21 protein-coding genes are annotated in these 26,844 nt (G+C 71.3%); 15 read left to right on the top strand and 6 right to left on the bottom strand.

Translation table 11 applies throughout. The annotated features are described in order from the left end of the window. The 3 genes from CR470_RS18885 to CR470_RS18875 form a co-directional block, all read left to right on the top strand. Nucleotides 1-1,298, top strand: a 1,298-nt coding sequence (locus tag CR470_RS18885; protein ID WP_097868754.1) for a Gfo/Idh/MocA family protein, incomplete at its 5' end; no start/stop codon positions are given. Between the two features lie 160 nt (nt 1,299-1,458). After that, entirely contained in the window at nt 1,459-3,300 is a 1,842-nt protein-coding gene (locus tag CR470_RS18880; RefSeq protein ID WP_097868753.1) for an ABC transporter transmembrane domain-containing protein, read from the top strand. Beyond that, complete coding sequence (locus CR470_RS18875; protein ID WP_097868752.1) at nt 3,297-5,078, top strand: ABC transporter ATP-binding protein; 1,782 nt, start codon at nt 3,297-3,299, stop codon at nt 5,076-5,078. The genes CR470_RS18880 and CR470_RS18875 overlap by 4 nt, the downstream gene beginning before the upstream one ends. Nucleotides 5,079-5,102: 24 nt before the next feature. Here the strand turns inward: CR470_RS18875 and CR470_RS18870 are convergent, their stop codons facing one another. Continuing rightward, entirely contained in the window at nt 5,103-6,641 is a 1,539-nt protein-coding gene (locus tag CR470_RS18870; RefSeq protein ID WP_097868751.1) for a fused MFS/spermidine synthase, read from the bottom strand. A 180-nt stretch (nt 6,642-6,821) separates the two neighbouring features. Here CR470_RS18870 and CR470_RS18865 point away from each other — a divergent pair, with 180 nt between their 5' ends. Together CR470_RS18865 and CR470_RS18860 are read left to right on the top strand one after the other, a co-directional pair. Further along, nucleotides 6,822-7,850: a phosphotransferase gene (locus CR470_RS18865; RefSeq protein WP_097868750.1), complete on the top strand. Its 1,029-nt coding sequence runs from the start codon at nt 6,822-6,824 to the stop codon at nt 7,848-7,850. A gap of 126 nt (nt 7,851-7,976) precedes the next feature. Then, nucleotides 7,977-9,338, top strand: a complete 1,362-nt coding sequence (locus CR470_RS18860) for an NAD(P)/FAD-dependent oxidoreductase (RefSeq protein ID WP_097868749.1) — start codon at nt 7,977-7,979, stop codon at nt 9,336-9,338. 50 nt (nt 9,339-9,388) lie between these two features. On the opposite strand, the gene CR470_RS18855 is transcribed toward CR470_RS18860, so the two are convergent. Beyond that, nucleotides 9,389-10,924 carry an ATP-dependent DNA ligase gene (locus CR470_RS18855; protein WP_097868748.1) on the bottom strand — a complete coding sequence of 512 codons (1,536 nt, stop codon included), beginning with the start codon at nt 10,922-10,924 and terminating at the stop codon, nt 9,389-9,391. A 53-nt stretch (nt 10,925-10,977) separates the two neighbouring features. Then, nucleotides 10,978-11,769, bottom strand: coding sequence for a metal-dependent hydrolase (locus tag CR470_RS18850; RefSeq protein WP_097868747.1), 792 nt, complete (start codon nt 11,767-11,769; stop codon nt 10,978-10,980). Nucleotides 11,770-11,907: 138 nt separating this feature from the next. On the opposite strand from CR470_RS18850, the gene CR470_RS18845 reads away from it, so the two are divergent. Continuing rightward, entirely contained in the window at nt 11,908-14,421 is a 2,514-nt protein-coding gene (locus tag CR470_RS18845; protein ID WP_097868746.1) for a DEAD/DEAH box helicase, read from the top strand. Between the two features lie 52 nt (nt 14,422-14,473). Then, nucleotides 14,474-15,364: an acyl-CoA thioesterase gene (locus tag CR470_RS18840; protein ID WP_097868745.1), complete on the top strand. Its 891-nt coding sequence runs from the start codon at nt 14,474-14,476 to the stop codon at nt 15,362-15,364. A gap of 655 nt (nt 15,365-16,019) precedes the next feature. Here CR470_RS18840 and CR470_RS18830 read toward each other — a convergent pair. Beyond that, nucleotides 16,020-18,110 (bottom strand): GmrSD restriction endonuclease domain-containing protein, encoded by a 2,091-nt coding sequence (locus CR470_RS18830; RefSeq protein WP_097868743.1) that lies wholly within the window; start codon nt 18,108-18,110, stop codon nt 16,020-16,022. Between the two features lie 416 nt (nt 18,111-18,526). Here CR470_RS18830 and CR470_RS39620 point away from each other — a divergent pair, with 416 nt between their 5' ends. From CR470_RS39620 to CR470_RS18815, 3 genes are all read left to right on the top strand, one after another. After that, entirely contained in the window at nt 18,527-18,664 is a 138-nt protein-coding gene (locus CR470_RS39620; RefSeq protein WP_179892307.1) for a hypothetical protein, read from the top strand. Nucleotides 18,665-18,899: 235 nt separating this feature from the next. Further along, nucleotides 18,900-19,580 (top strand): hypothetical protein, encoded by a 681-nt coding sequence (locus tag CR470_RS18820; RefSeq protein ID WP_097868741.1) that lies wholly within the window; start codon nt 18,900-18,902, stop codon nt 19,578-19,580. After that, nucleotides 19,577-20,017, top strand: a complete 441-nt coding sequence (locus CR470_RS18815) for an SRPBCC family protein (RefSeq protein WP_097868740.1) — start codon at nt 19,577-19,579, stop codon at nt 20,015-20,017. Before CR470_RS18820 ends, CR470_RS18815 begins: the two co-directional genes overlap by 4 nt. Nucleotides 20,018-20,185: 168 nt before the next feature. On the opposite strand, the gene CR470_RS18810 is transcribed toward CR470_RS18815, so the two are convergent. Beyond that, on the bottom strand, nt 20,186-20,440 hold the full coding sequence (locus CR470_RS18810) for a DUF6011 domain-containing protein (RefSeq protein WP_097868739.1): 255 nt from the start codon (nt 20,438-20,440) through the stop codon (nt 20,186-20,188). A 487-nt stretch (nt 20,441-20,927) separates the two neighbouring features. On the opposite strand from CR470_RS18810, the gene CR470_RS18805 reads away from it, so the two are divergent. The 4 genes from CR470_RS18805 to CR470_RS18790 all read left to right on the top strand — a co-directional run bounded on the left by CR470_RS18805 (nt 20,928) and on the right by CR470_RS18790 (nt 24,528). Next, entirely contained in the window at nt 20,928-21,893 is a 966-nt protein-coding gene (locus CR470_RS18805; protein WP_097868738.1) for a DUF389 domain-containing protein, read from the top strand. A 175-nt stretch (nt 21,894-22,068) separates the two neighbouring features. Next, nucleotides 22,069-23,406 carry a chloride channel protein gene (locus tag CR470_RS18800; protein WP_097868737.1) on the top strand — a complete coding sequence of 446 codons (1,338 nt, stop codon included), beginning with the start codon at nt 22,069-22,071 and terminating at the stop codon, nt 23,404-23,406. Nucleotides 23,407-23,464: 58 nt separating this feature from the next. Next, nucleotides 23,465-23,989 carry a GNAT family N-acetyltransferase gene (locus CR470_RS18795; protein ID WP_097868736.1) on the top strand — a complete coding sequence of 175 codons (525 nt, stop codon included), beginning with the start codon at nt 23,465-23,467 and terminating at the stop codon, nt 23,987-23,989. Nucleotides 23,990-24,039: 50 nt separating this feature from the next. Then, the gene (locus CR470_RS18790) at nt 24,040-24,528 is read left to right on the top strand and encodes a glutathione peroxidase (RefSeq protein ID WP_097868735.1); all 489 of its coding nucleotides are present in this window, start codon (nt 24,040-24,042) and stop codon (nt 24,526-24,528) included. A 59-nt stretch (nt 24,529-24,587) separates the two neighbouring features. On the opposite strand, the gene CR470_RS18785 is transcribed toward CR470_RS18790, so the two are convergent. Beyond that, nucleotides 24,588-25,814 carry an acyl-CoA dehydrogenase family protein gene (locus CR470_RS18785; RefSeq protein ID WP_097868734.1) on the bottom strand — a complete coding sequence of 409 codons (1,227 nt, stop codon included), beginning with the start codon at nt 25,812-25,814 and terminating at the stop codon, nt 24,588-24,590. A 190-nt stretch (nt 25,815-26,004) separates the two neighbouring features. Here CR470_RS18785 and CR470_RS18780 point away from each other — a divergent pair, with 190 nt between their 5' ends. Then, entirely contained in the window at nt 26,005-26,667 is a 663-nt protein-coding gene (locus CR470_RS18780) for a TetR family transcriptional regulator (protein WP_097868733.1), read from the top strand. The last annotated feature ends 177 nt before the right edge of the window (nt 26,668-26,844 follow it).

The raw sequence follows: 26,844 nt of genomic DNA, 5'->3' as shown, positions 1-26,844 counted from the left end.
CCCCGCAAGTCCTCTCCACCGCGGAAGCGGCCGCCGCCGCTCCCGCCCGGCAGGGCCGCACCATGGCGGGCGTCCGCTTCGAGGGGCGCTCCACGATCCGGGTCGGCATCGTGGGCCTCGGCAACCGGGGCGGCAGCATGATCGACCTGTTCCTCGCCGTCCCGGGCGTCCAGGTGAAGGCGGTCTGCGATCCGGTCCGGGACAAGGCGGAGAAGGCCGCCGCCAAGGTGACGGCCGCCGGTCAGCCCGCGCCCACCGTCTACGCCAAGGACGAGGACGACTACGAGAACCTCTGCCGCCGCGGCGACCTCGACTTCGTCTACGTGGCGACGCCCTGGGAACTGCACTTCCCGATGGCGAAGGCGGCGATGCTGAACGGGAAGCACGTCGGTGTGGAGTGCCCGATCGCCATGCGGCTGGAAGAGCTCTGGCAGCTGGTGGACCTCTCCGAGCGCACCCGGCGGCACTGCATGCAGCTGGAGAACTGTTGTTACGGCAAGAACGAGATGCGGGTGCTGCGCATGGCGCACGCGGGTCTCTTCGGCGATCTGCTGCACGGGGCGGGCGCCTACAACCACGATCTGCGCGAGCTGATGTTCGACCCCGACTACTACGAGGGCCCCTGGCGGCGGCTGTGGCACACCCGGCTGCGCGGTGACCTCTACCCCAACCACGGGTTCGGGCCGGTCGCCAACTACATGGACGTCAACCGGGGCGACCGGGCCGTGAGCATCACGAGCATCGGCACGCCGGCCCTGTCGCTCGCCGAGTACCGCGAGGAGCACATGCCGCCCGGCGACCCCAGCTGGAAGGAGTCGTACATCGGGGCCGACCGGACGATCAGCCTCGTACAGACGGCCAAGGGCCGGGTGATCCGGCTGGAGCACGACGTGTCCTCCCCGCACCCGTACTCGCGGATCAACAGCCTCGGCGGCACGCGGGGCGTGTTCGAGGACTACCCGGCGCGCATCTACCTGGAGCCCACGAACACGAACCACCAGTGGGACGACTTCAAGAAGTACACCGAGTGGGACCACTGGCTCTGGAAGGAGCACGCGAACCCGCCGGGCGGGCACGGCGGCATGGACTACATGATGATCTTCCGCCTGATGCAGTGCATGCGGCTCGGTCTGGTCCCCGACTTCGATGTGTACGACGCCGCGACCTGGACGGCCCCCGTGCCGCTGAGTCACCTCTCCATCAAGGCCAAGGGCGCGCCGCTGCCGATCCCGGACTTCACCCGGGGCGAGTGGAAAAAGGCCCGGTCCGGCATGGACTCCGAGAAGCCCGCGGAGTGACCGCCCCCGGGGTCCCTGGGCGAGTCGGCCCGGGGCCCCGCAGGGCGGCGGAGAAGGCCGGAAAACCGGTTGCCCCGGACCGGGACGAACAGGGAACCTTGCACGTCACCCCGTTCTTCGAGGTCCGTTCGGATCTCCGTTTCACAAGCCCTGGGACCTCATGCAGATTCGCGACCTTCCGTATTCGGATCCCGGCGACCCGGATGTCCGTTCAGGCCCACGATTCCTGTACTGGCTCGGGCGCAACCAGCTCGCGGGGCAGCTGAAGTCCCTCTCCTGGGGGCTGCTGCACCAGCTGGGCATAGCCGGTCTTCCGGTCACCGTGGGTCTCGCCGTGCAGGCCGTCATCGACCGCTCCGGGGCGCGGCTCGCCCTGGCCGGTGGCCTCATCGTGGCTCTCGGAATCGTGATCGCCGTCGGCGACACCATGCTCCACCGGACCGCCGTGACCAACTGGATCACCGCCGCCGCCCGGGTCCAGCAACTGCTCGCCCGTAAGACCGCCGAGCTGGGCTCGGCGCTGACACGGCGGGTCGCGGCCGGTGAGGTCGTCGCCGTCTCGACCGGCGACGTGGAGAAGATCGGCTGGTTCGTCGAGGCGCTCTCCCGCTTCGCGGCCGCCGCCACCGCCCTCGTGGTGATCTGTGTGGGGCTGGCCTTCTATCTCCCGTCCCTCGGTCTGATGGTGGCGCTCGCCATGCCGGTGCTCGCCCTGGCCGTGCTGCCGTTGCTGCCGCGCGCCACCCGGCGCGCCGACGAGCAGCGCGAGAAGGCGGGCAAGGCCACCGAGCTGGCCTCGGACACGGTCGCCGGACTGCGCGTGCTGCGCGGTATCGGCGGCGAGGAGCTGTTCCTCGGCCGCTACCGCCGCGCCTCGCAGGAGGTCCGCAGAGCGGCGGTGCGCTCGGCCCGGATGTGGGCGCTGATCTCGGCGGTGCAGGTGCTGCTGCCGGGAATCCTGCTGATCTCCCTCGTCTGGTACGGGGCGACGCTGGCCCGGGACGGCCGCATCGACGTCGGCCAGCTGGTCACCGTCTACAGCGCGGCCACCCTGATGCTGTTCCCCCTGCGGCATTTCGAGGAGATCGCGATGGCGTACTCCTTCTCCCGGCCGTCCGCCCAGCGTGCGGTGCGCGTGCTGTCGCTGCGCCGCAGTGCGCGGGAGGCCACCGTCGAGGGTGTGACGCCCTCCGGTGATCTGTACGACCCGGCGACCGGACTGATGGCCCCCCGGGGGCAGTTCACCGCCGTCGTCTGCGGCGACCCGGACGAGGCGGGGCGGCTGGCCGAACGGCTCGGCGGGCACGCGGAGACCGGCGAGGAGGACACGGAGGCTTCGGCGAAGGCTCCGTCGGTGCTGCTCGGCGGGGTCGCCCTGGACGAGATCCCGCTGGACGCCGCACGGACCGCGGTGCTGGTCCAGGACAAGGACCCGGTGCTGCTGTCCGGCACGCTCCAGGAGCTGCTGGACATCCCGGCCTCGGGCCTGGTCACCGCCGAGGCGGCGTTGGATGCGGCGCAGTGCGGTGACGTGCTGAGCGCTCTGGCACAGGCCTCCCCCGACAACGACGGGGACCCGATGCGGACCCGGATCACCGAGCGCGGCCGGTCCCTGTCCGGCGGCCAGCGCCAACGCCTCGCGCTGGCCCGGTCGCTGGTCACCGACCCGGAGGCGCTGGTGCTGGACGAGCCGACCTCCGCGGTCGACTCGCACACCGAGGCGCGGGTCGCCGCCGGGATCGCGAAGCTGCGCCAGGGCCGTACGACGGTGGCGTTCGCCTCGTCCCCGCTGCTGCTCGACGCCGCCGACCGGGTGGTGCTCGTCCATGAGGGCGCCGTGGTCGCCGTGGGAGCCCACCGGGACCTGCTGCGCACCGAACCCCGCTACCGGGCGGTCGTCACCCGCGAGACGGGCGACGAGGCGGCCGCCGCGAGCGCGCTGGACGGCCTCGGCGAAGTACCCGCCATGAAGAGCACCCAGGAAGTCGAGGAGAGGGCATGATCGGCGTCGCACCCCCGGCGTACGACCCCGCGGCCCCGGAGTCGGCGACGACGCTGCCCGTGGGCACGCCGACGACCGTGCGGAGTTACGTACGGAGTCTGCTGCGCCGGCACCGCAGGGCGTTCGTCGTCCTGATCACGGTGAACGCGGTGGCGGTGATCGCCTCGATCACCGGACCGTATCTGCTGGGCGGGCTGGTGCAGGACCTGTCGGACGGCGGCACCGACCTGCGTCTGGAGCGCACCGCCGCGATCTTCGCGGTCGCGCTGGTCGTCCAGACCGTGTTCACCCGCAGCTTGCGGCTGCGCGGCGCGATGCTGGGCGAGGAGATGCTCGCGGATCTGCGCGAGGACTTCCTCGTACGGTCCGTCGGGCTGCCGCCGGGGGTCCTGGAGCGGGCCGGGACGGGCGATCTGCTGTCCCGGATCACCACGGACATCGACCGGCTGGCGAACGCGATGCGCGAGGCCGTGCCGCAGTTGGCGATCGGCGTCGTGTGGGCCGGTCTGCTGATCGGCGCGATGACGGTGACCGCTCCCCCGCTGGCGCTGGCCGTGCTGGTCGCGCTGCCGGTGCTGATCGTGGGCTGCCGCTGGTACTTCCGCCGCGCCCCCTCGGCATACCGCTCGGAGGCCGCCGGTTACGCGGCCGTCGCCGCGATGCTCGCGGAGACCGTCGACGCCGGGCGGACCGTGGAGGCGCACCGCCTCGGCGACCGCCGGGTCGCGTTGTCGGACCGGCGGATCACGGAGTGGACGGCCTGGGAGCGGTACACGCTGTTCCTGCGTTCGGTGCTGTTCCCCGTCATCAACGCGACGTACGTGACGATCCTCGGCGCGGTTCTGCTGCTCGGCGGCTGGTTCGTGCTGGAGGGCTGGCTCACGGTCGGGCAGCTGACGACGGGCGCGTTGCTGGCGCAGATGATGGTCGACCCGATCGGTCTGATCCTGCGCTGGTACGACGAGCTCCAGGTGGCCCAGGTGTCGCTGGCCCGGCTGGTCGGCGTCCGGGAGATCGAGCCGGACGCGGGCGACGCCGGGGTCGGTCCGGACGGGCGGGACGTGCGGGCGGGCGACGTCCGGTTCGGGTACCGGGAGGGCGTCGACGTCCTGCACAAGGTGTCGCTCGACGTGGCTCCGGGCACCCGGCTCGCCCTGGTCGGCCCCTCCGGCGCGGGCAAGTCCACGCTGGGCCGTCTGCTGGCGGGGATCTACGCCCCGCGCACCGGTGAGGTGACGCTCGGCGGGGCGGAGCTGTCGCGGATGACGGCGGAGCGGGTCCGCGAGCATGTGGCCCTGGTCAACCAGGAGCACCACGTCTTCGTCGGTTCGCTCCGGGACAACCTCCTGCTGGCCCGCGACGGGGCAAAGGACGCGGAGCTGTGGGCGTCGCTGGCCGCGGTCGACGCGGACGGCTGGGCGAAGGCCCTGGAGGAGGGCCTGGACACCGAGGTCGGCTCGGGCGGGTTCGCGCTGACTCCGGCGCAGGCCCAGCAGATCGCGCTGGCCCGTCTCGTGCTGGCCGATCCGCACACGCTGGTGCTGGACGAGGCGACCTCGCTGCTGGATCCGCGGGCCGCCCGTCACCTGGAGCGTTCGCTGGCCAGGGTGCTGGAGGGCCGCACGGTGGTGGCGATCGCGCACCGTCTGCACACCGCGCACGACGCGGATGTGATCGCGGTCGTGGAGGACGGCCGGATCAGCGAGCTGGGCAGCCACGACGAGCTGGTGGCGGCGGACGGCGCGTACGCGTCCCTGTGGCGGTCCTGGCACGGGTGAGCCGCCCGGCGGACGGCCCGGGGATCACCGGGCCGTCCGGGTGCGGTCGGGCTGGAGGAGCTGGTCGACGGGCGCGTGGTCGTCGGTGAGGACCCGGGCGTCCCCGGTCCAGGAGGCGAGATCGTGTCCGGTGGCGATCTTCCAGCCGACGTCCCGGGCGTCCAGAGCCTTCTGGATCGCGGGGGCGTCGACCGGCCGGCCGGAGGCGACCACCACCAGGTTGCCGCCCACGGTGGACGCCGTCGGGTCCAGCCCGATGTCCGCGGGCTTCCCGAGGAGGGCGACGTGCTCGAAGGTCGCGGCGAGGGTGGCGACCTCGGCGCGGGCGAAGGCCAGCTCGCCGTGGTCGATGAGGTTGGCGACGTACAGGCCGTCCGCGTCGAGCGCCCGGCGGACGTCCTCCAGCGCCTGCGAGGTCGTGAGGTGCCACGGCACGCTGACACCCCCGAAGGCGTCGCCCACGACCAGGTCGTGGCTGCCCGCGTCCAGCCGCCGCAGGCCCAGTCGGCCGTCCTCCACGCGTACGTCGATGCCGGTGGCGGTCGACGGCCCCAGGCCCAACCGGTCACGGTCGATGCGCACGACCCCGCCGTCGATCTCGGAGACGGTACTGCGGGTCCCGGGGCGTGCGGCCGCGAGGTAGCGGGGGAAGGTGAGACCGCCGCCCCCGATGTGGTGGGCGGTCAGCGGCTCGCCCGCGGGGAAGGCGGTGTCGACCACCGAGGCGATCGCGCGCACGTACGCGAACTTCAGGTGCGTCGGGTCCTCGACGTCGACGTAGGAGTGGCTCAGGCCGTCGAGGACGAGGGTGCGGCCGCTGTCCCGGTCGGGGTCCGCGACGACCTGGGCGCAGTGGTACCGGGTCTCCGCGTCGCAGCCGCCGGGGGCGAACGCGGTGGCGAGGGAGCCCGCGACGACGGTGGCGAGCGCCGCGGCCGAGGCGCGCCGCCAGTGGCGGGCCCGCCATCCGACCAGTGCGGCGCCGAGCACCAGCAGCGTGCCGAGGCCGATCAGGATGGAGCTGACGGGCAGCCGTGAGACCAGGACGAATCCGGTGAGAACGGTGCCGACGATGGCACCGAAGGTGCCCACGCCCGACAGCCGCCCGACGACCGTCCCGGTCTCGGCGAGGCTGGTGAGCCGCAGCTTCGTCACGAACGGGGTCACCGCGGAGAGCAGCGCGCCGGGCACCAGGAGGGTCGCCGAGGCGACCAGCAGGAGCAGCGCCGGCGACCACTGGGCGGTGGTGCGCAGCAGAAGCGGGGTGAGCGCGACGACCACGCCCGACACCCCGAGCGCCGGGCCGATGAGCCGGTGCGGGTCGACCTGGTCGGCGATGCGCCCGCCCAGCCAGGAGCCCAGCGCGATGGCGGTGAGGGCGATGCCGATCACCATCGTGCTGGTTTCCAGGGTGAGGCCGAGGTACGGGGCCAGCAGCCGCAGGGCGACGATCTCGACCACCAGGACCGCGGCCGATGACCCGAACACGAGGACCGCGGCGGCGCGGGGGCCCAGGCCGTGAAGGCGGGGCGGGTCGTCGCCCAGGGGGGATCCGTCGGTCACGGGCGAGGGGGGCACCGCAGCATCCTCGCACGGGGGCGGCCGCCGAACTCCCGCTGTTCCAGGGGGCAAAGGGGCGGAGCCATCGGTCGCGCGGGACGGGAACGGGTGTTCCCGGAAAATGCGGTGCGTCCTCACCGGGACGGGTGCTCCCATGATCCGGTGCGCGGAGAGGACGGAACCATGACAGACGACACCACGACCGGCGTGCCCACGACCGTGGACCGGGGGCGCTTCCCGGACGCCGTGACCCCCTGGGAGGACCCGGCCTGGCGGGCGGAGGCCCTCGCCTGGGTGACCGAGGGCCTCGCCGCCCACAGGCTGACGGAGACGGGCGCCCGAAAGGTACGCCTGCGCCCCTGGTCGGTGCTGGTGCGGCTGACCGTCGCGGGGCCGACGACCGTGTGGTTCAAGGCCGTTCCACCCTCCGCGGCGTTCGAGGCGGGACTCACCGAGGCCCTGGCGCGCTGGGTCCCGGAGCGGGTGCTGACCCCGCTCGCCGTGGAGGCTCCACGCGGCTGGACGCTCACCCCGGACGGCGGCCCGGTGCTGTGGGACGTGCTGCAAGGGCTCGAAGGAAGGGCCGTCGACCCCCGGTACTGGGAGGAGCCGCTGCGCCAGTACGCCGCGATGCAGCGGACGCTGGCCCCGTACGCGGACGCGATCGAGGCGCTCGGCGTGCCGACGGCCCGGCCGCGCGCCCTGCCGGCGCTGTTCGACCGGCTGGTCGCCGAGAACACCGCGCTGACCCGGGAGGACCGGACGGCGCTGGAGGAGCTGCGGCCCCGAGTGGCGAACTGGTGCGAGGAGCTGGCGTCGTCGGGTGTCGCGGACTCGCTGGACCACGCCGATCTGCACGAGAAGCAGCTGTTCGCGCCCGTAGGCGGCCGGTACGCGTTCTTCGACTGGGGCGACGCGCTGGTCGGGCATCCGTTCTCCAGCCTGCTGGTGCCCGCCCTCGCGGCCCGTGAGCGCTGCGGCCCCGAGGTGCTGCCCCGGCTGCGGGACGCCTATCTGGAGCCGTGGACCGGCGGGGGCGTCACGACGGCCGGACTGCGGCGTGCGGTGAGCCTGGCATGGCGGCTGGCGCCGCTCGGCCGGGCCGCCTCGTGGGGGCGGATGTTCCCCGTACCGCCGGGTGGACCGGCCGTGCCGGGGGACGCCGAGGCCGCCCACTGGCTGCGGGAGCTGGCGGTCGCCCCACCCCTGTGAGCGGCCCCCGTTCACCCCTGTCAGGAGGCGGATGCCGGGGCGTCCGGTTAAGGATGAGAAGTGAATCACCCGGTAAACGGGGCAGGCGAGCGCAGAACCACGCAAGCCCGAGAAGGGACGCAGACCGTGGCACCACCCAGGATTCTCGTCGTCGGCGCCGGTTTCGCAGGCGTTGAGTGCGTACGCCGCCTGGAGCGGAGGCTCGCTCCGGGAGAGGCCCAGATCACGCTCGTCACACCGTTCTCCTACCAGCTCTATCTGCCGCTGCTCCCCCAGGTGGCCTCCGGGGTGCTCACACCGCAGTCCGTCGCGGTGTCGCTGCGCCGCAGCCGCCGGCACCGGACCCGGATCGTGCCGGGCGGGGCGATCGGCGTGGACACCCGGGCGAAGGTCTGTGTGATCCGGAAGATCACGGACGAGATCGTGAACGAGCCGTACGACTACCTCGTGCTGGCGGCGGGCAGCGTCACCCGGACCTTCGACATCCCGGGGCTGCTGGACAACGCCCGGGGGATGAAGACGCTGGCCGAGGCGGCTTACGTCCGGGATCATGTCATCGCGCAGCTGGATCTGGCGGACGCCAGTCACGACGAGGCCGAGCGGGCCTCCCGGCTCCAGTTCGTGGTGGTCGGCGGCGGTTACGCGGGCACGGAGACGGCCGCCTGCCTCCAGCGCCTGACGACCAGCGCGGTCCGCCACTATCCGCGGCTGGATCCGCGGCTGATCAAGTGGCATCTGATCGACATCGCGCCCAAGCTGATGCCGGAGCTGGGCGACAAGCTGGGGCAGGCCGCCCTGGAGGTGCTCCGCAAGCGGAACATCGAGGTGTCGCTCGGGGTCTCGATCGCCGAGGCGGGGCCGGAGGAGGTCACGTTCACCGACGGCCGGGTGCTGCCCTGCCGGACCCTGATCTGGACCGCCGGAGTGGCCGCCAGCCCGCTGATCGCCACCCTGGGCGCGGAGACGGTACGCGGCCGGCTCGCCGTGACGCCGCAGCTGCGGCTGCCGGGCGCGGACGGGGTGTTCTCGCTCGGTGACGCGGCGGCGGTACCCGACCTGGCGAAGGGTGACGGGGCGGTCTGCCCGCCCACCGCGCAGCACGCGATGCGCCAGGGCAAGGTGCTGGCGGACAACCTGATCGCCTCGCTGCGTCATCAGCCGCTCCGGGACTACGTGCACAAGGATCTGGGGCTCGTCGTGGACCTCGGCGGCAAGGACGCCGTGTCGAAGCCGCTGGGCATCGAGCTGCGCGGGCTGCCCGCGCAGGCGGTGGCGCGCGGCTACCACTGGTCGGCGCTGCGGACGAACGTCGCCAAGACCCGGGTCATGACGAACTGGATGCTGAACGCGGTCGCCGGGGACGACTTCGTCCGGACCGGGTTCCAGTCCCGCAAGCCGGCGACGCTGCGGGACTTCGAGTACACGGACGTCTATCTGACGCCGGAGCAGATCAAGGAGCACACGGCGGCGACGGTCATCAAGCACTGAGCGGTCGGCCGTGCGCCGTCCGAGCGCGTCCCGGATTCACCGGGGCGCGCTCACGGCTGCCGGGACAGGACCGTCTCCACGGTGTCCGCCTCCTGCGCGGTCTTGTCCTCCCGGTAGCGCAGGACGCGGGCGAACCGGAGGGTGACCCCGGCGGGGTAGCGGGTGGAGCGCTGGAGTCCGTCGTAGGCGATCTCGACGACGAGTTCCGGGCGTACGGTGACGACGTGGCCGTCGTCGTCGGTCGCCAGCTCCCCCAGCCGCTCGGTCTGCCAGTCCAGCAGGGCGTCCGTGAGCCCCTTGAAGGTCTTGCCGAGCATCGCGAACGTACCGTCGGGCCGGCGTGCGCCCAGGTGCAGGTTGGAGAGTTTGCCGGTGCGCCGGCCGCTGCCCCGCTCGACGGCCAGCACCACGAGGTCCAGGGTGTGCACAGGCTTCACCTTCAGCCAGGACGCGCCCCGGCGGCCCGCGCTGTAGGCGGCCGCCAGGTCTTTGACGACGACTCCCTCGTGACCGCGCTCCAGGGTGTCGGCGAGGAACGCGTCGGCCGCCGTACGGGCCCCCGGGTCGTCCGGATCGGCGACGAGGGTGCGCCGGACCCGCAGGTTCTCGGGGAGGAGCCGGACCAGGGCGGCGTGGCGGTCGGTGAAGGGCCGGTCGAGCAGGTCCTCGTCGTCGATGAGAAGGGCGTCGAAGAAGACCGGGACGACGGGCACGTGCGCCGCGGCTCCGGCCACGTCCCGCCGTGAGCCCACCCGGGAGGCGGTCTCCTGGAACGGCCGGGGCCTGCCGTCCTCCCCCGGGGCGATCAGCTCGCCGTCGAGGACGAAACGGCCCGCGTCGAGCGCGGCGACGGCGGTGACCAGTTCGGGCAGCCGGTCGGTGATGTCGTCGAGGGTCCGGGTGTAGGCACGGATCCGGTCGCCGTCCCGGTGGACCTGTACCCGGATCCCGTCGAGCTTCTCCTCGACCGCGCACGGGCCCAGCTTGTCAAGTGCCTCGCCCACCGAGGCGGCGGTGTGCGCCAGCATCGGCTGGACGGGCCGCCCGACGGTGAGGCGGAAGCCGGCGAGCGCTCCGGGGCCGTCGGCGAGGAGGACCTTGGCGACCTCCTGGAGGGACCCGGCGAGCATCACGGCGCGCCGGACGTCGGCGGGCGGTGCTCCGGCGGCGTGGGCCAGGGCGTCGGCGGCGACGGCGTCCAGGGCCCCCTGGCGTACCTCGCCGGTGAGCAGGGCCCACAGGAAGCGCTGCTCGTCGGCGGTGGCGGCGGCGAACAGGGCGCGCAGGCGCTCGCGGCGCAGTGCCTGGGATCCCGGGCCGGAGGTCGCGGCCAGGGCGGTCAGCTCGGCATCGACACCGGTGACGGTGAGGGTGGGCTCGGAGGCCGGCTCCACCGGGTCCCCCAGGCTCCGTCGGCCGACGCCGATGCGGCCCTGGGGCAGCCGCCCGGCGAGATACGGGATGACGACGGGGACGTCCTCGGGTCCGGCGTCCCCGAAGAGGCCGGCGAGGAGCGCCGTCTTGCGGGACCGGGCGGAGGTGGCAGCGACCTCCAGGGACACCTGGGCGAGCTCGGCGAGCAGCATGCTGCCATGGTGCTACGGAGCGGAGCGCGTCGCCCGCCCACAGCCCCTGGGCGTCATATGTAGTTGAGGGCGGCTGCCCCGCCCACTCCCCCGAGGACCATGAAGGCCGGCATCAGCACCTTCATCTCCACCCAGCTGCCGGCCCGGAAGCGCATGAACTTGGGGGGGCCGAGCGGGTACCAGCGCTTGCGGCCGATCGGTATGGGCCACAGGATCGGGCAGCCCGAGACGGTCAGCGCGTCACCGATGTCGTGGACCAGGGCGCCGAGCACGATGGGCAGGCCGAGCCACAGGTACTCCTGGCCGGGGGCGCCGAAGAGCCAGCCGGCCCCGTTGCCCGGCTGGTCCAGGACGCCGGCGAGGATCCAGGCGCTGGTGGCGCCGAGCAGCCAGACCAGGACGTCGCTGGAGACCCGGGCGGCCCGCCACAGCAGGCCCTCGACCGCGAGCACCAGGTGGACGAAGAGGATCGCGAGAACGGCCCAGCGCCCGCCGAAGATCGCCGCGGCGGAGCAGCCGCCGCCGACCAGGACGGCCCAGAGCCAGGTGTGGGTCAGCGTCCGGTGGCCGCCGGTGCGGCGGGGGTCGGCGGTGCTCCTGGTGGCCTTGTAGACGGCGAAGGAGAGCTTGTCGACGATCTCGCAGAGGGCTTTGGAGACGGGTCCGAAGGCGCGCGAGATGGTCGCGGACTTGTGGTCGAGGTCGGGGGCGAGCGCGGCTCCCGCGCAGATCAGCGCTCCGACGACGAGGACGGGCCAGGGCATCGTGTGGCCCGCGGCGGCCGCCGCCGCGCCCACCCCCAGCCAGGCCGCTGCCCCTGACAGAGAGTGTGCCGGTCCCATCATGGTCTTTTCCCGCCCCCAGCGCTTCGTACGCCCATCACCGGTACGGCGCGGGCAGGTTGACACCGCAGCGTATCGTCCGTGATCTTCGTGCCGTCCGCCGGTTCCCTCATCCGGGCGGAAGACAGGCAAGATGGGGGCGTGACCCTCATCGACCAGCTGCCTAAGACCCCCGACCCGGACGCCCTCTTCGAGGCCTTCTCGTCATGGACCGAGACCCAGGGCATCACCCTTTATCCGGCTCAGGAGGAGGCGCTGATCGAGGTGGTCTCCGGGGCGAACGTGATCCTTTCCACCCCGACCGGCTCGGGCAAGAGCCTGGTGGCGGCGGCCGCGCACTTCACGGCGCTGGCGCAGGACAAGGTCACCTTCTACACGGCTCCGATCAAGGCGCTGGTGTCGGAGAAGTTCTTCGACCTGTGCAAGCTCTTCGGCACCGAGAACGTCGGCATGCTCACCGGCGACGCCTCGGTCAACGCGGACGCCCCGGTGATCTGCTGTACGGCAGAGGTGCTGGCCTCCATCGCGCTGCGCGACGGCAAGTACGCTGACATCGGCCAGGTCGTGATGGACGAGTTCCACTTCTACGCGGAGCCGGACCGGGGCTGGGCCTGGCAGATCCCGCTGCTGGAGCTGCCGCAGGCCCAGTTCGTGCTGATGTCGGCGACGCTCGGCGACGTCGCGATGTTCGAGAAGGATCTGACCCGGCGTACCGGCCGCCCCACCTCCGTGGTGCGCTCCGCGACCCGTCCGGTGCCGCTCAGCTACGAGTACCGCTTCACACCGATCACCGAGACGCTGACCGAGCTGCTGGACACCCGGCAGTCGCCGGTCTACATCGTGCACTTCACGCAGGCCGCGGCCGTCGAGCGGGCCCAGTCGCTGATGAGCATCAACATGTGCACGAAGGAGGAGAAGGAGAAGATCGCCGACATGATCGGCGGCTTCCGCTTCACCACCAAGTTCGGCCAGAACCTCTCCCGTTACGTGCGCCACGGCATCGGGGTGCACCACGCGGGGATGCTGCCCAAGTACCGCCGCCTGGTGGAGAAGCTGGCCCAGGCGGGCCTGCTGAAGGTGATCTGCGGTACGGACACACTCGGCGTCGGCGTCAACGTGCCCATCCGTACGGTGCTGTTCACGGCGCTCACCAAGTACGACGGCACCCGGGTGCGGACCCTGCGCGCGCGGGAGTTCCACCAGATCGCGGGCCGGGCCGGGCGGGCCGGGTTCGACACGGCCGGCTTCGTCGTGGCGCAGGCGCCCGAGCACGTCATCGAGAACGAGAAGAACGTCAAGAAGGCGGGCGACGACCCGAAGAAGAAGCGCAAGGTGGTCCGCAAGAAGGCCCCGGAGGGCTTCGTCGCCTGGTCGGAGACCACCTTCGACAAGCTGATCACCTCGGATCCCGAGCCGCTGAGCTCCCGTTTCCGGGTGACCCACACGATGCTGCTCGCGGTGATCGCGCGTCCGGGCAACGCGTTCGAGGCGATGCGGCATCTGCTGGAGGACAACCACGAGCCGCGCCGGGCGCAGCTGCGGCACATCCGGCGGGCGATCGCCATCTACCGCTCGCTGCTGGACGGCGGGGTGGTGGAGCGGTTGGAGACGCCGGACGCCGAGGGCCGGATCGTCCGTCTGACGGTCGACCTCCAGCAGGACTTCGCGCTGAACCAGCCGCTCTCCACGTTCGCGCTGGCCGCGTTCGACCTGCTGGACGCCGAATCCCCTTCGTACGCGCTGGACATGGTCTCGGTCGTCGAGTCGACGCTGGACGATCCCCGGCAGATCCTGGCCGCCCAGCAGAACAAGGCGCGCGGCGAGGCCGTGGGGCAGATGAAGGCGGACGGGGTCGAGTACGAGGAACGGATGGAACGGCTCCAGGACGTCACGTACCCGAAGCCGCTGAGCGAGCTGCTGTGGCACGCCTACGACGTGTACCGCACGAGCCATCCGTGGGTGAACGACCACCCGGTGTCGCCGAAGTCGGTGATCCGGGACATGTTCGAGCGGGCCATGACCTTCACGGAGTTCACCTCGCACTACGAGCTGGCCCGGACCGAGGGCATCGTGCTGCGGTATCTGGCGAGCGCGTACAAGGCGCTGGAGCACACGATCCCGGACGACGTGAAGTCGGAGGACCTCCAGGACCTGATCTCCTGGCTCGGCGAGATGGTGCGCCAGGTGGACTCCAGTCTGCTGGACGAGTGGGAGCAGCTGGCCAACCCCGAGGTGGAGACCGCCGAGCAGGCCCAGGAGAAGGCGGACGAGGTCAAGCCGGTCACGGCCAACACCCGTGCCTTCCGGGTGCTGGTGCGCAACGCGATGTTCCGCCGGGTGGAGCTGGCCGCGCTGGACCGGGTCCGGGACCTGGGCGAGCTGGACGGCGACGCCGGGTGGGACGAGGACGCCTGGGGCGAGGCGATGGACGCGTACTGGGACGCGCACGAGGATCTCGGGACCGGACCGGACGCGCGGGGCCCGAAGCTGCTGAAGATCGAGGAGGACCCGGCGCACGGACTGTGGCGGGTCTGGCAGGCGTTCGCCGACCCGGCGGGCGATCACGACTGGGGCATCAAGGCCGAGGTGGACCTCGCCGCGTCCGACGAGGAGGGCCGGGCGGTCGTCCGGGTCACCGAGGTCGGCCAGCTGTGAGAAGGCCCCTGACGCCGAAGGGCCTGACGTGGAAGAAGTGGGGAGCAACGGTATGACGAACCCGGCCGAGCGCCTGGTCGACCTGCTCGACCTGGAGCGGATCGAGGTCAACATCTTCCGCGGCCGCAGCCCCGAGGAGTCCCTGCAACGGGTCTTCGGCGGGCAGGTCGCGGGCCAGGCGCTGGTGGCGGCGGGCCGCACGACCGACGGGGAGCGGCCGGTGCACTCGCTGCACGCCTACTTCCTGCGGCCGGGCCGCCCCGGAGTGCCGATCGTGTACCAGGTGGAGCGGGTGCGGGACGGCCGGTCCTTCACCACCCGGCGGGTGACGGCCGTCCAGGAGGGCCGGACGATCTTCAACCTGACGGCGTCCTTCCACCGCCCCGAGGAGGCGGGCTTCGAGCACCAGTTGCCGCCGGCCCGGATCGTCCCGGACCCGGAGGAGCTGCCGACGGTCGCCGAGGAAGTGCGTGAGCACCTGGGCGTGCTGCCGGAGGCGCTGGAGCGGATGGCCCGGCGGCAGCCCTTCGACATCCGTTACGTCGACCGGCTGCGCTGGACGCAGGACGAGATCAAGGACGCGGATCCGCGGAGCGCGGTGTGGATGCGGGCGGTGGGCCCGCTGGGCGATGACCCGCTGGTACACACCTGCGCGCTGACGTACGCGAGCGACATGACGCTGCTGGACGCGGTCCGCATCCCGGTGGAGCCGCTGTGGGGCCCGCGCGGCTTCGACATGGCCTCGCTGGACCACGCGATGTGGTTCCACCGGCCGTTCCGGGCGGACGAGTGGTTCCTGTACGACCAGGAGTCCCCGATCGCCACGGGCGGCCGGGGGCTGGCACGGGGCCGGATCTACGACCGTTCGGGGCAGCTGCTGGTGTCGGTGGTGCAGGAGGGGCTTTTTCGTCCGAATGTTGCGGGTCACAAATCGACACCCTGATAGGTGGTTGATCTGTGCGGACCAGCCCGTCCCGGAGTGAGTGCCACGCATTTCGTGGCACCACACTACCCGGCACCCCGGATCCCCATCCGGTCCGCCCCGTACACCGGAATCCCCCAAACCCTGTCGGTTGTAGCAGACTTGCTGTACCGGTCGTGAAAGCCGACGGTCCGTCACTCGCCAAAAGGGCTCCCTCGTGCGGGCACCGGGTTGAGGCTCGACGTCACGCAAACACCACAGCCCTGGCCGGCGATTGGGCGAAGAACTCCTAACGAAATGATCTTCGAGATGGTTGGATCGCTTCGGAAGTGACGGTCCGGGGGTGTGGGGTGGCTCGGTCGACCGAGGCACCGAACACGGTTCCGGGCTCGGCACTCAACGCTGGGTCGTTCAACGCGCCTTCGCTCATGAGTTCCATCGGGCGCCGCATTCGCTTGCACCCATGCCAGGTCCAACCGCTGGTTGAGGCTGAACCCGCACGCCCGCTCCTCCAGCCCGACCCGCGAGGTCGTACCGAGCGGTGGGGACTGCAGGGCGACCTTCCCTTCGTCGCGTCGAGGCTGTGAACGCACGAGAAGGTCAGAGTCGTGGCGGAGAGGCGACAGTCGTACAGCGGCGGGGCGTGAGGGGTGCTGTGCGGATCGGATCGGCGGAATCAGGACGTCGCGAGGGCACGGTACTGGCTACGCAGGTCGTCCAAAGGAACCGGACCGTCGTCGAGCTGTACCAGCCAGGCCAGCCAGCCATTCATGTTCATTCCTGCGGCAACGGCGGCTGGCGAAGGAGAGTCGTAGGCCTCGCCATGCACGATCATGCTGCCGTCTTCGTCGATGACGGCTTGCACCTCGATTCCGGAAATCTTCGGGCGGAGCACCGCACCCGGCTTGAGCAGGCCCGCATCGACCAGCTCGGACAGGCGGACCCACTTGGCGGCGACGGGTCGTGAGACCGCAGGGGCCTTGGGCTCCGGGGGCCGGTAGGCGTTGTCACTGAGGCGGAGGAAGGCCTCCTGTACCGTCGCCGCGATCAACTTCCGACGGGCGGGAAGGAACTCCTCGTATGTCATCCGCTCCCAGTCCGGGGGCAGCGCATGCCAGCGGCGCTGCCGGTCGAGTTGATCTGCCGGAAGGTTCTTGGCGGCTAGCTGCCGAGGCCAATAGGCGGCTGGCGGGTCGTCACTGATGGCGATGTTGTCGTGCCACTCGACGAGGGCCATGTTGGCGATCTGGTTGATGCGCTTGGTGTCGGTGACACCGTTCTTCTTGAGGTAGTTCCTCGGGAAGAGGTGGTGTCGCTCGATGCCCTTCCTGGTGATGATCGCGGGGTCGAGCCGACTGCGTACCTTCACGGTGGACAGCAGCGCGTCGGCGTCCAGGATGTTCAGGGCCGCGATGTAGGCCATGAGAGTCGGGGACTTCGCCGCCGCGGTATCCAGGTCGTTGGGCAGAGTGATCACCCAGAAGTCCTGGGTGAGGGTGTCCTCGATCACCTTGTCGAGCACGGCGAGATACCCCTCCGCGTCACCGGCAGCGACGGCGGCCAGCCGTCCGAGATCCTGCTCGACCTGACTCTCGAAGGAGCCCGAGTACCGGCTGGTGGTATGTGCCATGAAGAACCATCGGGCCAGCGTCTCACGCAGTCGGCCCAGGGGCACCTGGTGGTCGACCCGGCCGATCAGCCACATCGCATACGTGTAGATCACCGCGTTGTCGGAGCTGATCATTCGGGTTCCCCGGAACCCGGCCCGGTCCAGACACTGCAGGAACTCATGCCAGTTCGTCAGGTCCAGGACGTGCTTTTGTGCGTTCTGGAGACGAACGAACTGCTCGCTTCGCCGGTCGGCCGAAGGAGTGCTCCCGGTGTCCGCGTCCCGGCCGCGCAGCACCGCGTACACCTGCTTCAGCACGGCGCGCCTCATGGCGAGTACCGCGGTGACGCGCAGGAGCTGCGCGGGATCGGGTGTGATGTGCCAGTTGAACGGTGAGGCGCCGGCGATGCTCGGCTGATGGGAGTCGCGGCAGAACCGCTCCAGGTCCTTACGTCCCTGGTCCCAGTAGACGGAGAGCAGGGTGAGGATGAAGTCCGCCTGGTTGAGCTTCACCCCCGCGCTGTTGATCCGGACGAAAATGTCGGCCACCTCTTCGTCCGTGACCTCATCCGACAGCTCGACGATCTTGAAGGGGTACGAGCCCAGGCCATAGACGCTCTCCAAGGCCGTGTCGAGGCGGTCCTCCTCGTCGCCATCCACCGCACGCTTGTCCCGCAGGCGGCGCAGGAACCCGCGCACGGCATTGCGCCGATTTCCCTCCTGCCACAGCACGCTGATGTCCGGCAGGAACTCCGGGTCCTGCTCAATCGCCGCATCGGGTACGGCGAACGTCCCGTCGGACGGCCGAAAGGCGAGCCGGATCACCCGGGTGGTGAAGTCTTCACGCACGATCGGCGTGCCGGTGATGACCGCGTACAGCGAGGTCAACCGCTGCTGGCCGTCCACGATGAGATGCTTTGCCACGAACTGCTTGACGTCCGTCCCCACTTGCCGGGTTCCCGGATCCACACCGGTCTGCCAGAAGAGCAGAGACCCGACGGGAAAGCCCTTGTACATGGAGTCGAACAGGTCCCGGGCCTTCGCTGTCGGCCAGACGTACGGGCGCTGGAGCTCCGGCAGGGCGATCGAGCCGTGCTGAACGCCGCGGACGAGGTCGGACACATCCAACGTGGTGTCGCGGAAGAGCTTCTTGGCCATGGTGAGGGTGCGCTCCGGGAAGGGAAGTAATGAGGGAATCCAGGCTAACCGGCGCCTCTGACAACGCGACCCGAATCCGGAGACCTGCTTTCACGGCCGGTACCGCGAACAACTCCTCCGCCGGGTGGCTTCGGGACGTCGCCGACCGCACGAAAGTCACCACGGTCACCGCTGGATCCGCGGAGCCCCTGCGGACATCACGCGTCGGCCCGTAAACTAAGTCAACAGGCGTCACGGTGGCGGCCCTTGACGAAAGGGGCAGCGCAGCGCGGTAGATCGCGATCACCAAGTCTTTCCGGGAGGGCGTCGACCGGCTGGACCGGCTGCCCCGTATCCGGGCTCACGAGGCGATGGGCAAGTTCCAGCACCTGACCGTTCGTCAACCGCACGCGGACAGAAGGCTCCACTTGGAGTCGGTGTTCAGCTCACACAACCCCCGGATGCGCACGGCCCGGCCGGACGACGGACTGCGGATCGTGCTCCTGGCCCCCGACGACGGCAGCGACGTCTTCGTCTTCGTGCACGTCCTCCCGCACGACAAGGCGTACACCTGAGCCAAGCGCAGGCTGTACACGGTCAATGAGGTCACCCGGTGCCCGGGGGTGTGCGACCTGACCGCGATGGAGCAGATGACGCCGCTCTTCGCACAGGAGGAGGCGGCGGCTGCGCCCGAGCTGCTCTCGCCAGGTAATCGGACACGGCGTTGCGGGACCTCGGGGTGGACGAGGTCACCGTGCGCGCCGCGCGGACAATCACCGGCAATGCGCAGCTCAGGCGTTCGGGTCGCTGATGCCGGAGGACCAGTTCGGGGTGCTGTGGCTGCTCGCCGACGGATCCGAAGCCGAGGAGATCTACCGCGACCTGGTCACCGCACGAGCGGAGGGCCCCGCCGGGGAAGGGGCGCCACCGGAGGACAGACTGGCGGGCGCCGTCAGCCGCACCCGTATTGCTCTGGTCACCGGGCCGGAGGAGCTCGCCGACCTCCTCGACCACGACCAGGCGCTGCTCGACCGGGTCACCGTCACCATCGTCGACGCGGTGGCCCAGCGCGCCGTGCGCGACCTGCGCGGCCATCCGGGCACCGCGCTCGGCGACAAGGAGGAGCGCGCCCGCCGGCAGAGCCGGCCCGCGCCCTCGAACTCCCCTGGAACGACGCCTTCCTGGCCCAGGAGTACCGCCATGCCGTTCGCGCGCAGGACCTGCGCGACGGCGCGGCGTACGCCGACTGCGCACGGCGCGGGCGCGGCAGCGCCCTGTCGCTCGAGCAGCGGGCGCGCCTGGGAGGCGATCGCCCGCTTCGAGGACGGGCTCCGGCGCGACCAGGCCTGCACCTGGCTGCAGCTCCGCGCCGCGGCTGCCGCTACTGCGACGGGATCTCCGAACCAGGTCACTGGGGCCGGGCCACCGCCAGGCACGTCCGGGGGTCCGGTGGGACGATGGTCTTGGATCAAGTCAAGGGGGACGACATGACTGCGATCAAGGAAAGCATCGATATCGCCCGGCGCCCCGAAGACGTCTTCGCGTTCGTGACCGACCCCTCGCATCTGCACGAGTGGCAGGCGAGCGCCGTTTCCGCCCACACCATCGGCGATGCACCTCTGGCCGTGGGCTCGAAGATCCGAACGGTCCGGCGGGTCGGCCGTCGGGAGATCCCGATGACCATGGAGGTGACCGAGCTGGATCCTCCGCGGCGGTGGCACTTCCACGGAATCGACGGTCCTATCCGAGGGGATGTCACGGGCACGATCGAGCCGCTGGGCGACGGGGAGCGGTCGCGCATGACGTTCTCCGTGGACTTCGAGACGCACGGGATCGGCAGGGTGATCGCGCCGCTCGTACTCCGCCCGCAGCTGCGGAAGGAGCTGCCGAGGAACGAGGAGAGGCTGAGGGCGCTGCTTGAGGCGTGAGCCCTGCCGGGGTGCGGGGACGTTGCGGGGCTCGGCGCCGAGGTCGCGGGGAGGGACGGGGCGCCGGAGACCGTGGGGTCGCGGTGTGCCCGCCCTACCCCAGAGTTCGCAGGAGTGGTTTCGGCCGTTGGCGCGTCCGTGGTCGTCGCATGGCTCGTCGGACCCCCTCTAGGCGCCGGGCAGCGGGTCCTGGTCAACCTCGTGGCGGCGAGTGCGGATGTCCGGCGGCGCCGGGTGGAGCTTGGCGTCGCAGGACGGTCCGAGACCGGCACGGCGCGAGTCGGTCCCGGTGAGGGGCCGGCCGCAGAGGCGGCAGCGGACGAGGCGGCGGCCTTCGAACGGCCCGTCGTCGGCCGACGCGTCCCGGCCGCCGGCTCCGTCGGTTCCGGGCAGTGGCTCGGGGAAGGCATCGGAAGTATCCACCCGCTGATCCTCCCAGGACAGCTCCGCGGCCGTGGCGTACGACGTGGCAGACGGCCCGGATCGCGCGGCGCGAGAACCCCGCTCCCGCCATCAGCGGCAGGGATGCGCCGAGCACGTCACTCCCGTAGTTCTGGACGCGGGCCTGAAGTTCCACTCTCCGGTAGTTCTGGAGACGGGCCTGGAGTCCCTCTCTCCGGCCGCGTCCGCCACCTCTCGACCACGAAGCCCGGGTCCAGCAGGGGCCCGCACCGAGTGGGAGCCCCCTTCACCCAGGTGCAGCGGCGGGCCCGGTCGCGTTCGCCGCCCGGTCGCCCGGCAGTCCCACGGTCGCCGCGGTGCCGGATGCGCCGCACACGTCCGTGCCACGGGTCCGAGGCCGGGCGCCCGGATTGCCGAACGGTGCCGGGACCGCGTTACTGGAATGAGCCCGGCCCGTCGGCCGGGCGGAGCTCCGTCCGACGGGGCCGGGTGCGGCGGAGGTACCGGGATGGACATGATCCACATCCGCGCGGTGAGCCCGCCGGATCTGACCGACGAGGTCGTCGGCCGGCTCTCGGGCGACCCCTGCGTACTCAATCTCATCGTCCAGCGCGACGCCGCGCGCAACCCGGACGGCGACTCCATCGCGTGCGACGTGCTGACGGGGGCGGCGAACGACGTGCTGCACCGCCTGCGCGCCGTCCGGCTCGACCAGCGGGGCTCCCTCGTCATCGAGCCGGTCGACATGGCGTTCTCCGGCAGGGCCACCGAAGGGGGGCGGCGGGAGCTCGGCCCGCTGAGCCGGGCGCCGGTCTGGGAGCAGGTCGAGGCGCGCATCAGGTCCGGGGGCCGGTATCCGCCGAGCTTCTATCTCTACCTGGTCGTCGCCGGCATGATCGGTTCGGTCGGCATCGTCACCAACTCGCAGATCCTGATCGTGGCGGCGATGGTCGTCGGGCCGGAGTACGGCGCCATCGTCAGCGCCGCGCTGGGGATCGACCGGCGCCGCCTGGCCATGGTGCGCAGCAGCCTGGCCGCTCTGGGCACGGGTCTCCTCCTCACCGTGGTCGTCACCTTCCTCTTCGCCCTGCTCATCCGCGGTTTCGGGCTGCAGTCGGTGGCCTTCGACCGGGGACTGCGCCCCGTCTCCAACCTCATCAACACGCCCAACTTCTTCTCGGTCGCCGTCGCCACCCTGGCCGGGATCGTCGGGATCGTGTCGCTCACCGAGGCCAGGACGAGCGCCCTGCTCGGGGTGTTCATCTCCGTGACGACGATCCCGGCCGCCGCGGACGTCGCCGTCTCCACCGCGTTCACCAGCTGGTCCGATGTGCGGGGCTCGGCCATCCAGCTCGTGGTGAACGTCCTGGTGCTGGTCGTGGTGGGCACCGCCACGCTCAAGGCCCAGCGGGCGATCTGGCAGTGGGTCGGCCTCCGGCGCGACCGTGACCGCCGGCTCGCCGAAGAGGCCTGACGCACCCCGGAAGGGCGCCGCGAAGGGTCCTCCGGGGCCGGGCGGCTGACCTTCCGCACCGAAGGGCGTGTCCCGACGGCGGGGAGGCGCCCGGTCCGCCGGTGCGTGGTATTCCGACGTGAACCCGTGGGGACACCTCCCCTTACCGGGGTCGTCACGCCGAGGGGTAGAGATCATGCCGGCCACACCTCCGGGCACACCCGTCACCGCGCCGGAGGACCCGTACGCACCGGTCCGCACGCGCAGGTACGCGGGGCTGCTGGTGATGGCGGCGCTCCTCGGAGTGCCCGTCTCCGCGGTCGCGTTCGGCTTCCTCGCCCTGGTCTCGGAGCTCCAGTCGCTGACGTACACGGAGCTGCCGAGGGCGATGGGCTTCGAGGAGACGCCGTCGTGGTGGCCCGTCCCGCTGCTCGGCGCCGCCGGTCTCATGGTCGGACTCACCGTCCGCCGGCTGCCGGGCGGGGGCGGGCACCGGCCGGCGGAGGGATTGGTGTCCACCGGAGCCCCGACCCCGGCGGACCTGCCCGGCATCGTGTCCGCGGCGCTGCTCTCCCTGGGCGTGGGTGCCGTGCTCGGCCCGGAGGCGCCCCTGATCGCGCTGGGCGGCGGGCTGGCCGTCTGGGCGGCGGGCCGCGTCAAGCGGGACCTGGCGCCGGACGGGCGGGCCCTGGTCGGGGCCTCGGGGAGTTTCGCCGCGGTGAGCGCCCTGCTGGGGTCACCACTGCTGGGCGCGTTCCTGTTGATGGAGGTGTCGGCGCTGGCCGGGCCGATGCTGGGCGTGGTCCTGGTGCCCGGGCTGCTCTCCGCGGGGATCGGCGCGCTGATCTTCACGGGGCTGGGTTCCTGGACGGGTCTGGGCACCTACTCCCTGACGTTGGGCGAGGTTCCGCCGGCGGCGGCCCCCGGCATCGCCGGGTTCGGGTGGGCGCTGGCTCTCGGTGTCGCGGCGGCCTTCGCCGGTGCGGGCATCCGCCGGCTGTCACTGGCTCTGCAGGAGCGCGTGGAGCGGCGGACGGTGGTGGCCACGGCGGCGATGGGGCTGGTCGTTGGCGGGCTCGCGCTGGTGTACGCCGAGACATCGGGCAAGGACGCATCCGAGGTGCTGTACTCGGGCGAACACGAGCTGGACCATCTCCTGTCCGGGAGCGCGGAGTACTCGGTCGGCGCGCTGGTGCTGCTCATCGTCTGCAAGTCGCTCGCCTACTGCGCCTCATTGAGCTGTTTCCGGGGTGGCCCCGTCTTCCCCGCGATGTTCGTGGGGGCGGTGGCCGGCATCGCGCTGTCCCATCTGCCGGGGCTGCATCTCACCGCGGGGTTCGCGATGGGAATCGGGGCCATGTGCGTGGCGATGCTGCGGCTGCCGATGACCTCGGTGCTCCTGGCGACGCTCCTGCTGGGCAAGGAGGGGCTCACCGTGATGCCCCTGGTGATCGTGGCGGTGGTGGTGGCGTATGTGGTCACTCTCCGGCTGACTCCCGCCCCGGTGGACAGGGCAGGGCCGAAAGCGGTGTGATCATCCCCGTGGGTTTCCTTCCCGGGCCCTGCTCCTGTTTCGTGAAAGGACCCTCCCCATGACCGAGATCGTCCACGTGTCCGCCCCCGAGCTGGTCAGCTACGCCGACGACCTGGCCGGCCTCCTCGTCGAGACCGTCGACGAGGGGTCCTCGGTGGGTTTCCTCGCCCCCTTGGACCGGGAAGCGGCCGCCGCCTGGTGGCGCGAGCGGGCCGCCGACGTGGAGGCGGGGCGGATCGGCATCTGGATCGCCCGTGAGGGCGGGCGGGTCTCCGGGACGATCGCCCTGGTCCGCGCTCCGCTGCCGAACGCCCGGCACCGTGCGGAGGTCGCCAAGCTGATGGTCCGGCCCTCCGCGCGCGGCCAGGGGCTCGGCGGGGCGCTGCTGTCCGCGGTCGAGGCGTACGCGGCGACCGAGGGCATCACGCTGCTGATCCTGGACACCGAGAGCGGCAGCCTGGCCGAGCAGGTCTACTGTCGGGCGGGCTGGACGAAGGTCGGGAGTGTGCCGGGATACGCGGAGGATCCCGCGGGCAGCCTCAAGCCGACCACTTTCTACTACAAGGAGCTCGCCGCTCCGTGAGCGGCGGGCGGCACCATGGGCACCACCACGCAATGATCAGGGAGAGCTTCATGACGCTGCACGACATTCCGCTGCGCACCCTCGCGGGCGAGCCGACCACACTGGGCGCGTACAGCGGCCGGGCCGTCCTCTTGGTGAACGTGGCCTCCAAGTGCGGTCTCACTCCGCAGTATGAGGGCCTGGAGCGGCTGCAGCAGAACTACGGGGACCGGGGCCTGACCGTGCTCGGTGTCCCGTGCAACCAGTTCGCCGGGCAGGAGCCGGGCAGCGCGGAGGAGATCCAGACCTTCTGCTCGACGACGTACGGGGTCACCTTCCCGCTGCTGGAGAAGATCGACGTCAACGGTGCGGACCGGCACCCGCTGTACGTGGAGCTGACGAAGCTGGCGGACGCGGACGGGGAGGCCGGGGACGTCCAGTGGAACTTCGAGAAGTTCCTCATCTCGCCGGCCGGTGAGCCGGTGGCCCGGCTCCGTCCGCGCTCCGAGCCCGAGGCCACGGAGGTCGTGGCGGCGATCGAGGCGCAGCTGCCGGCCTGAGCACACGGTCGGGGCGGTCCGGGACCCATACGTTCCGGACCGCCCCCGTCCTGTCGCGGCTAGCGGATCGGCATGCCCGACAGCGTGCGGGCGATCACCAGGCGCTGGATCTCGCTGGTGCCCTCGAAGATGGTGTAGATGGCCGCGTCGCGGTGCATGCGCTCGACCGGGTACTCACGGGTGAAGCCGTTGCCGCCGAGGATCTGGATCGCCTGCGCGGTGACGTCCCGGGCGGTCTCGCTCGCGTACAGCTTCGACATGGAGCCCTCGGCCGAGGTGAACGGCTTTCCGGTGGCGGCCATCCAGGAGGCGCGCCAGACCAGCAGCCGGGCCGCGTCGATCCGGGTGCGCATGTCGGCGAGCTGGAAGGCGATGCCCTGGTTGTCGATGATCGGGCGGCCGAACTGGCTGCGGGTCTTCGCGTAGTCGAGGGCGACCTCGTAGGCCGCGCGGGCGGTGCCCACGGCCATCGCGCCGACAGCGGGGCGGGAGGCCTCGAAGGTGGCCATCGCCGCGTTCTTGACGCGCTCGCCGCCGGCCTTGGCGCGCTCCCGCGCGCGGGCGAGGCGCTCGTCGAGCTTCTCCTTGCCGCCCAGCAGGCAGTGTCCGGGGACGCGGACGTCCTCCAGGACCACCTCGGCGGTGTGGGAGGCGCGGATGCCGTGCTTCTTGAACTTCTGGCCCTGGGAGAGGCCGGGGGTGTGCGGCGGCACGATGAAGGAGGCGTGGCCCTTGGAGCCGATGTCGGGGTCGACGACGGCGACGACGACGTGGACATTGGCTATGCCGCCGTTGGTCGCCCAGGTCTTGGTGCCGTTGAGGACCCACTCGTCCTTGGCCTCGTCGTAGACGGCCCGGGTGCGCATCGAGGCGACGTCGGATCCGGCGTCGGGCTCGGAGGAGCAGAAGGCGGCGACCTTCACGTCGTCGGCGTCGCCGTACATCTGCGGGATCCAGGTGCCGATCTGCTCCTCGGTGCCGTTGGCGAGGACGCCGACGGCCGCCAGGCCCGTACCGACGATCGACAGGGCGATGCCCGCGTCGCCCCAGAAGAGCTCTTCCATGGCCATGGGGATGCCGAGACCCGTAGGGTCGAAGAACTGCTGGGCGTAGAAGTCCAGGGAGTAGATGCCGACCTTGGCCGCTTCCTGGATGACGGGCCAGGGCGTTTCCTCGCGCTCGTCCCACTCCGAGGCGGCGGGGCGGATGACATCCGCCGCGAAGCCGTGGAGCCACTCCTTGACCTGCTTCTGGTCGTCGTTGAGATCGAGCGTGAACTCGGCCATGTTCCCCTCCAGGCACTGCGGCGAAAACCATATGTTACTTGCGGTAACCACAGTCTGTTACCGGCAAGTAGGTACTGTCAACCATCACGGCGCCGATCAGGCGTCCGGCCTGCGGAGTGTTACGTTGCGCGGGCGTGCACAGGCAGAGGCGGTGCGACGGCATCGCGTGGCCAGGGGTGGGAGAGACGACATGGAGACCGCACGAAGCGCCGAGCGACAGCGGACCGCGGCCGAGCGCCGTCGCCGCGAGTTGCTGGAAGCGGCGGACCGGGTGGTGCTCAGGGACGGACCGCAGGCCTCGATGAACGCCATCGCCGCCGAGGCCGGGATCACCAAACCCATCCTCTACCGCCACTTCGGGGACAAGGGCGGCCTCTACCGCGCCCTCGCCAAGCGCCACACCGACGCGCTGCTCAGCGCCCTGCGAGCCGCCCTGGACGCGCCCGCCGACCGGCGTGAGCGGGTGGAGTCGACGCTCGACACCTATCTCGCCGCGATCGAGGCCCGCCCCCAGGTCTACCGCTTCCTGATGCATCCCGCCGACGGTGCTGCCGCCGACACCGCCCCCTCCCCCGAGCAGGGCTTCGACGTCGGCCGGCACTCCGCCCCGCTGCTGCGCCGCCTCGGCGAGGAGCTGGGCCAGGTGATCGCCGAGCGGGTCGACCTGGGCCCGGACAGCGAGCAGATGGCCCGCATCTGGGGGCACGGGATCGTCGGCATGATGCACGCGGCGGGCGACTGGTGGCTCGGCGACCGGCCCTGCTCCCGCGAACGGCTGGTGAGCAGCCTCGCCGATCTGCTGTGGGGCAGGCTCGCGGAGACGGGCGACCTCCAGGGCGGCCCGGGGTTCTGACCCGCGCCGGCCGCCGGACGCGTCTGACCCGCTCCGGCCGCCGGGCCCGGGATTCCGGGAGCGCTCAGCCCCCGCGCGCCCAGGGTGCGCGGCGCGCCGCGCGCAGCGCCCGGGTGCGCCGCAGCCCGGTCAGCCGGTCGGTGTAGACCTGTCTCTTATACACATCTCTGATGGCGC

The organism is Streptomyces sp. rh34, assembly GCF_002551245.1.
In the GTDB taxonomy this organism is placed as follows: domain Bacteria; phylum Actinomycetota; class Actinomycetes; order Streptomycetales; family Streptomycetaceae; genus Streptomyces.
The sequence above is the reverse complement of the archived record's forward strand: the minus strand, read 5'-3'. Positions and strand labels throughout refer to the sequence as shown.